Below are 6,578 nucleotides of genomic sequence, written 5' to 3'. Positions count from 1 at the left end.
CCCACTGGACGTCGTTTTGACTGAAACCGGCGAGCAGTTTGCGAACACAGCGTCATGACGAGTACCTGAATGCGTGCGGGAGCGCTTGCTCGGGCCGCTTCTCCGACTAAGGTCCAGCGAACGGACGGTTTGCAATTGCTCCACAGCGTGGTTTTGAATGTCCGGTCCGGGAAAATCCGCGACGCCGCTGAATTGCCGCTGCTGCAGGCGCGAACAGAGTTTTAGGCTTTCAGAACCTGCATCCGCTGCTGGCGCGTAAGTCTGGTATGTCCGGCTGTGCGGTTCTTCGGCTTTGAGAAATGCTGCACGATCTGCGAACGGCTGTAATCCCGAAGCTGCGCCGTGGCGTTCGGCCAGGCCCAAGGCGACATCCAGGTGTGCTTTGCAGAATTCTGCAAAGCCTGCTTTCTGCGCTCCGCTGCCGCCGGTGCAACCCGCAGCATCACATGAGGCAGCTTGGCCCTGTCGAGGGTCCGCTTCCGGGAAAGTGACCATGGAATTACGCACCGGCAGCATTCTTGGCGCGGTACCCTTGTCTACGGCCGCTCAGGGCTGCCTACAGCCACCGGCTACAGTGTCGACGGCGTCGTCGACACGACGCGCGAACTGCTGTTCAACGAACTCTGGCTGCGCCCGGACCTCGCTGCACGCGACCGCAGCATGGTGACCGTCGCCGCGCTGATCGCGGCGGGCCAGACCGAGCAGATGACCTTCCACCTGAACCGCGCCATGGACAACGGACTGATGCAGGAAGAGGCCGGTGCGATGCTCTCGCATCTTGCCTTCTACGCGGACTGGCCCAAGGTGTTCTCGGCGATGCCCGTTGCGCGGCAGGTCTTCGAGAGTCGCGCGAACTGAAATCCTGCGGCGCGGCTTCGGCCCCGCCGCCTCACCAACGGAGATATTCCATGAAGATCATCAGAGCCGGCAGCACGCCCTCCGCTCCCGGTCCCGAGGCCTATTTCACCGGAACCGTGCGGATCGACCCCATGTTCCAGGCAGATGCCCCAGGCCGCACCAGCGGTGCCCATGTCACCTTCGAGCCCGGCGCCCGGACTGCGTGGCACACCCATCCGGCGGGACAGACCATCATTATCACCTTCGGCCGTGGCCGCGTGCAGCGCGAAGGCGGCCCGGTCGAAGAGGTCTCGGCAGGCGACGTGGTCTTCTTTCCTGCCGAAGAGAAGCACTGGCACGGCGCTTCGCCTGAGACCGCCATGTCGCATATCGCCATTCAGGAGAGCATTGATGGCACGCCGGTGACCTGGCTGGAGAAGGTCTCCGACGCGGACTATACCGCCTGATCGCGACCGCGCTGCCGCGTATCGGTGCGGCAGCGCGGTAACGGGCTGCAGGCCACAACATTTGTTGCAACCATCCAGAAATGTCACCGGCTGGGCAAAGCAGGAATGTCACCCAAGAGGCGTGACGTGAGCAAGGCTTAGCAGCCCGTAGACCCCACATATCGAAGGGCTGAAAAGCCTTGCGGGGCTCAGGTCATAGACCGAGCTTTCGCCGCTCTTTCTGGTTGTAGAATGCTTTGAGACCTTCTTCGCGCACAATCTCTTCAAAGGCGCGCCAGGCGAGGCCATCACCGAAGAAGGGCGGGTTATCGGAAACCGTCAACGTGCCGAACTGGTTCTCCACGGACAGGATCCAGCCAGGATCGATGCTGGTTCGGTAGATCTCAACATCGAAATGATGCCCGTCGATGACGACGGATTGCGTGTAGTCGGAGAAGATGATCTCTGGGTCGTCGTCGGCAGTCATGCCTTCATTCTTGGGCCTATTCAGCCGCGTGCACAATCTTCTTCTTGGCCCGCGACCCTGACGGCCGGCCTGGTCTCCGGCCATTCGGCTTGTAACCCATCTTCTCTGAGTTCGTCCGCACCTTGGGCTTGGGCGGGGCGGCATCCTGCATCTCTTTGATGTGCTCGAGGACAGCGCTCAGGCGTTTGTTGCCGGTGATAGCCGCATGGGTCACGCGCTGATCCATGTCGAAGATTTTGTAGGGCAGGGAGCGGCCTTTCCAGCGCACCTCAAACCGGCCATCCACGAAGGCGTAGGTGTCTACATATTTGCCGACCAGGCCGCGTGTGATCTCGCTTTCCTCGAGCATGATCCGCTTGCGGTCATAGGAAAACGTCAGTTGCTTGCCGACATAGCGGTTCTCGCGGAAACACAGGATATCCCGCAGCCGGTCCGGCTCGGCGTTCAGGGGCCGGTGCAGATTGTCCGGGCGGGCTGGCGGCTTGGCGAACTTAGCGTTGTACCGTTCCATAAAACCGGAAAGGAACGCATTGGCAGTCTCTATGTCAGAGATGCCGGCCAGCCGCAGCTCCTTCACCAGCCGGTCCTGCAATGTGCGGTTGGCGCGTTCCACGCGACCCTTCGCCTGGCTTGAGTTGGCGCACAAAATCTCGATGTTCATCTCATTCAGAGCCCGGCCGAACTGGGTCATCCCATAGCCGGACTTCGCCGCCTGGTTGGGCACGCGGAACACGGTGTGCTTGTCCGAATAGAAGGCCACCGGGCGGCCGTGTTTGAGCAGATAGTGCTCCAGTGCCTCAAAGTAGCTGAACGTACTTTCAGATGTAACGAAACGAAGTTCCATCAGCGTGCTGGTCGCATCATCGATGAACACCAGCAGAGTGCAGCGCGGGCCGCGGTCTTCGAACCAGTGATGGTCCGAACCGTCGATCTGGATCAGCTCGCCAAAGCATTCCCGGCGCAGCCGCGGCTGGTGGAATGTCCGGCGCTGTTTGCGGGACAACCAGAGGCCATCTTCGGCCATCCACTTGCGCACGGTCTCGCGCGACACTTTGAATCCATGGTTCTCTGCCAGCATCTCGGATGCCAGCGTCGGCCCAAAATCCGCATAGTTCTCCCGGATCAAAGCCAGAGCAAAATCGCGCTTGGCATTATGGATGCGGTTGTTCGGAGGCTTGCCGCGCGCCTTGTGCCGGATCGCTGCGGCGCCTTCGGTCCGGTACCGCTTCAGCAGCCGGAACACTTGGCGGCGCGTCAGGCCCAGCATGTTCGCTCCATTTGCAACCGTCAGCCGGCCGTCATCGATCTGCGCCAAAACCTCCACGCGGTTCAGTTCGCGCTCGCTCATCGTTACCCATCCCATGTCTGCTCCCGCTGCCTGTTCTCATGGCAGGCGAGAGTGACATTCCTGAATTGCTAAAGGGTGACAGTTTAGCTTTGCGCGTACAGCGCTCCGGACCATAATCCTGCTTATGTTAAATAAGTCAGTCTATCTGACCTAAATTGCGCCTGCTAAGCGTGCAGCTGACTGATGCAGTATTGCCGGTACGCATCGTGCTCCACGCCTTTGACCAGCGCCGGTTCCCAGCTTTGCGCAGGCTCCAATCCCTCGTTCCTCTCATAGTCTCAGATGCACGGCAAATACCCGCGGGTCCGGCACCGCGGGATCTCGCCCATTGCGGGCGAAATTCAGAATGTTCGTGATACTTGGGAAACTCGACGCATGCCTGGACATGCACACGCCCATGCGCCGCGCAGACTTTTCCGGCGGGGAGTTTTCGGCGCTAATTTTGTGTTTTTTTTCAGTGTCAGTGTCAGTGTCAGTTGCAGGAAGCCGCGGCCGCGCCGCGCCGTGGTTAGCTTTCCGCCGCTGTTCTGTTTTCGCCGGTTGTGCTGAGTTCAGCCTTGCCGTCAGAGCCGACTATCCAGGTAGAAATGGTTTGATCCTCCGGGTTGAAGACCAGCATTGAACCGTCGCCGTATTCCAGGTGGTGCTTTTTGAGGATACCGGGCCAAAGGTTGATCTGACGTTCCTCAACAAAGCCGCTTGGTCTGGCATTAGACGGGACCAGAACGTGCTCCTGACCGTCCACAATGTAAATACAATTGTACGCCGGAGCACCGCTGTTCACCCCTGGTTTTACCAGGTCATACCGAACTTGAAAAACCTGTCCCGCTTTCTTCCAGCTGCTATTAGGGAATTCCCCTCGATCTCCGGAAACGCTCCGCATTGTCGAGGGTAGCGATAAAGGACACCGCGACGACAGACCCAACGCCCGGGACGGTCATTAGGCGGCGGGCAAGGCCGCTTTGGCGCAGATGATCCTTAGATCTTCATCCATCGCTTCCGCGGCTGAGCACAGGGCCCAGTGGATCAGGATGAAAATGCCAGCCATCAGGCGGAACGCCGGGTCGGTTTGGCCTGCCTCTGCGAACTTGTCGCGGAAAACCTGCCGCAGGTCTGCCCGGCCTACTGGCCCAATGCAGATCCCGAAAATCTTCAGCACACCGCGAACATGCGTATCCAGCTCCTTGCGCACCCTGATCAGGCGCTCCCGTGCGCCAATAAGAACGCGAACCCGCTCCGACGCTTCGCCCCTGATGTGAACTCGGCTGAACCAGCCGGTACGGGCCAGATGCGCCAGCGCTTCAAGCACCGGGGCCTGGCGAAGGCAAGGCAGCCTCACCCTCAAATGCCAAAGCCAGCACCTTTTTGACCCCCTGAAGCGTCAGAGGTTTCGGCAGATGAACGTCAAAACCTCCTCTCAGATATTCTTCTACCTGGAAAGACATCGTATTGGCTGTGCAAATGACGGCGAACGTATGTTCCCTATTCCGGGACAGTTCAAATTCACGAATGGCTTGCAGAGCTTCAACACCGTTCATAATCGGCATCGAGTAGTCCAGTATGTAAATGTCATACCCGCCGTTTTTGCAGGCCTCCACCGCTTGCTGACCATTGTCGGCAATGTCGGCCTCAACGCCGAGTTTCCTCAGCATCGCTGAAATCACCACCTGATTGGCTCGATTGTCTTCGGCAACAAGTGCGCGACGGCCCTGGAAGCTCGCCAAATTGCTGCTGGGCGCTGCGGCCTGGACCTTGGCAGCAGTCACGGTGGGCAGCGGAATGTTCAGCGAAACCTCCGTGCCGTGTCCCTCCCTGGACTTTACAGCCACGTCGCCCTGCATCGCTTCCACCATCTTTTTCGCAATCGCCATGCCAAGGCCCGTGCCGCCATATTTGCGGGTTGTCGAATAATCGGCCTGCATGAAGGGCTCGAAAAGCCGTGACCTCTGCTCCTCGGTCATTCCTATTCCAGTGTCCGCAATCGATATATGAAGCGGTTCGTTCTCAAAGTCATGGACGCGGAGAATTACACGGCCTTTCTCGGTGAACTTCACCGCATTGCTGAGAATATTATGCAGAACTTGCAGGATGCGGTTGGCGTCACCGACCCGTTCGATCATTTCATTGCATCTGACGTCGACGTAGAGATAAATCCCCTTCTCCTTGGCCTTCATCTCATAGAGGCCTTTCAGACGGGCGATCAGGGCACTCACCTTAAAGGGCTCTGCCTCCAGTTCCATATGCCCGGCCTCGACCTTGGACAGGTCCAGGATGTCATTCAGAACAGACAGGAGCAAATCCCCGGATTCCCGGATCAGTGCAAGAAACTTCCTTTGCTCGTCATTCAAGTCTGTGGCTTCAAGGAGGGAAGCCACACCGATCACCCCATTCAACGGAGTTCTGATCTCGTGGCTCATATTGGCAAGAAACTGCGATTTTGTCCGGCTGGCGGCCTCCGCCTTTTCCTTTTCTTTTGACAGGGCGCGTTCCTTCAAGACCCGTTCAGTCACATCCCGGCAGGTCCCGAAAATCCGGTTCACCGCGCCATCGACATTTTGGGCATCCGCGTAAATCTGAACGAATTTTTCGGAGTTTCGCCACCCGTTCACCTTCAACGTCAAATCAAAGGAGGTGCCGGAAAGAAACAATTTCTCGGAAGCGGCAAGAAGCTGCGCTTTTTGATCTGATGGAAAGAAATCCAAAAGCTCGTTCAGAGTCGAGAGGTTCTTGCCTTCCGGGATTTCAAATATCCGCTTCACGTTCGGCGATAGATAGATCGCCCGCGCACCGGTGAACTCCAATTCCCAATTGCCGATCAACACAGTGTTTTCGACAATTTCGGAAAAAGACTTCAGTCTCACACAGTCCGTCACGTCGTTGGCCATGATAACCGCTTCGTCGCCGCAAAAAGGCGCTGAAACCACCACTTCTAACCAGGAGCTGGTGTTGTCCGCACCGACAAACCTAAGAACCCCCCTGGGCAATTTCTCCGGGGAGGCAAACGCCTCGGATATCAGCTGTTGCAGGACATTCTTGTCCTTCTTGTTTACGGTTTCATAAACCGAGCTCACACCGTGAAGCATCTGCCGCGTAGCTTCACAACGCTCACAGCCGGAGAGAATGGCACCATTTCTTCCTATTCTGGCAACATGGTCGAAGGCACCCTTCAAACTTGACTGCAAGACAGTGTGAGCCGAATTATTTTCAATGTGGGACATATGTTCTTGTGGCCTCGACTAAACTGTCGGTGAAGCAACCTATACTGCTCCAGCACCCCAGCGGATTTCTGTAGGTTCTCAATTGAGAGCGTTAGCGGTAGAACGTGCAAACGCGGAAACCGAATATACAGCGTTACCGCCTGGTGGATCGTTTCCGGGCTCGTTTTTAAACAGCAAAAGGGGAAGCGTCAGAATATGCCTAGATTCCACGGACCGGTTCAACCCGCCTAACGCCCAGTTCC

General features: G+C 57.6%; 9 protein-coding genes. 2 read left to right on the top strand and 7 right to left on the bottom strand.

The features are described 5' to 3' along the window. The coding region (locus tag AQUI_RS31430) for a hypothetical protein (RefSeq protein ID WP_211235976.1) at positions 1 to 363 on the bottom strand (363 nt) is incomplete at its 3' end. 93 nt (positions 364 to 456) lie between these two features. Here AQUI_RS31430 and AQUI_RS26690 point away from each other — a divergent pair. Next, positions 457 to 858 (top strand): carboxymuconolactone decarboxylase family protein, encoded by a 402-nt coding sequence (locus AQUI_RS26690; protein WP_027255909.1) that lies wholly within the window; start codon positions 457 to 459, stop codon positions 856 to 858. A gap of 50 nt (positions 859 to 908) precedes the next feature. Next, positions 909 to 1,304: a (R)-mandelonitrile lyase gene (locus AQUI_RS0101210; RefSeq protein WP_027255908.1), complete on the top strand. Its 396-nt coding sequence runs from the start codon at positions 909 to 911 to the stop codon at positions 1,302 to 1,304. Positions 1,305 to 1,497: 193 nt separating this feature from the next. Here the strand turns inward: AQUI_RS0101210 and AQUI_RS0101205 are convergent, their stop codons facing one another. The 6 genes from AQUI_RS0101205 to AQUI_RS26675 all read right to left on the bottom strand — a co-directional run bounded on the left by AQUI_RS0101205 (position 1,498) and on the right by AQUI_RS26675 (position 6,336). After that, positions 1,498 to 1,770, bottom strand: a complete 273-nt coding sequence (locus AQUI_RS0101205; RefSeq protein WP_027255907.1) for a hypothetical protein — start codon at positions 1,768 to 1,770, stop codon at positions 1,498 to 1,500. A gap of 16 nt (positions 1,771 to 1,786) precedes the next feature. Further along, on the bottom strand, positions 1,787 to 3,133 hold the full coding sequence (locus tag AQUI_RS0101200; RefSeq protein WP_027255906.1) for an ISNCY family transposase: 1,347 nt from the start codon (positions 3,131 to 3,133) through the stop codon (positions 1,787 to 1,789). A gap of 493 nt (positions 3,134 to 3,626) precedes the next feature. Next, positions 3,627 to 3,863 carry a hypothetical protein gene (locus AQUI_RS26685; protein WP_051371732.1) on the bottom strand — a complete coding sequence of 79 codons (237 nt, stop codon included), beginning with the start codon at positions 3,861 to 3,863 and terminating at the stop codon, positions 3,627 to 3,629. A gap of 100 nt (positions 3,864 to 3,963) precedes the next feature. Further along, entirely contained in the window at positions 3,964 to 4,059 is a 96-nt protein-coding gene (locus AQUI_RS29615) for a transposase (protein WP_084294192.1), read from the bottom strand. Beyond that, positions 4,059 to 4,427, bottom strand: a complete 369-nt coding sequence (locus AQUI_RS26680) for a hypothetical protein (protein WP_027255905.1) — start codon at positions 4,425 to 4,427, stop codon at positions 4,059 to 4,061. The genes AQUI_RS29615 and AQUI_RS26680 overlap by 1 nt, the downstream gene beginning before the upstream one ends. After that, entirely contained in the window at positions 4,420 to 6,336 is a 1,917-nt protein-coding gene (locus AQUI_RS26675; protein WP_084294190.1) for an ATP-binding protein, read from the bottom strand. Before AQUI_RS26675 ends, AQUI_RS26680 begins: the two co-directional genes overlap by 8 nt. Positions 6,337 to 6,578: the final 242 nt, after the last annotated feature.

Source organism: Leisingera aquimarina DSM 24565 (assembly GCF_000473165.1).
GTDB lineage: Bacteria > Pseudomonadota > Alphaproteobacteria > Rhodobacterales > Rhodobacteraceae > Leisingera > Leisingera aquimarina.
The sequence above is the reverse complement of the archived record's forward strand: the minus strand, read 5'-3'. Positions and strand labels throughout refer to the sequence as shown.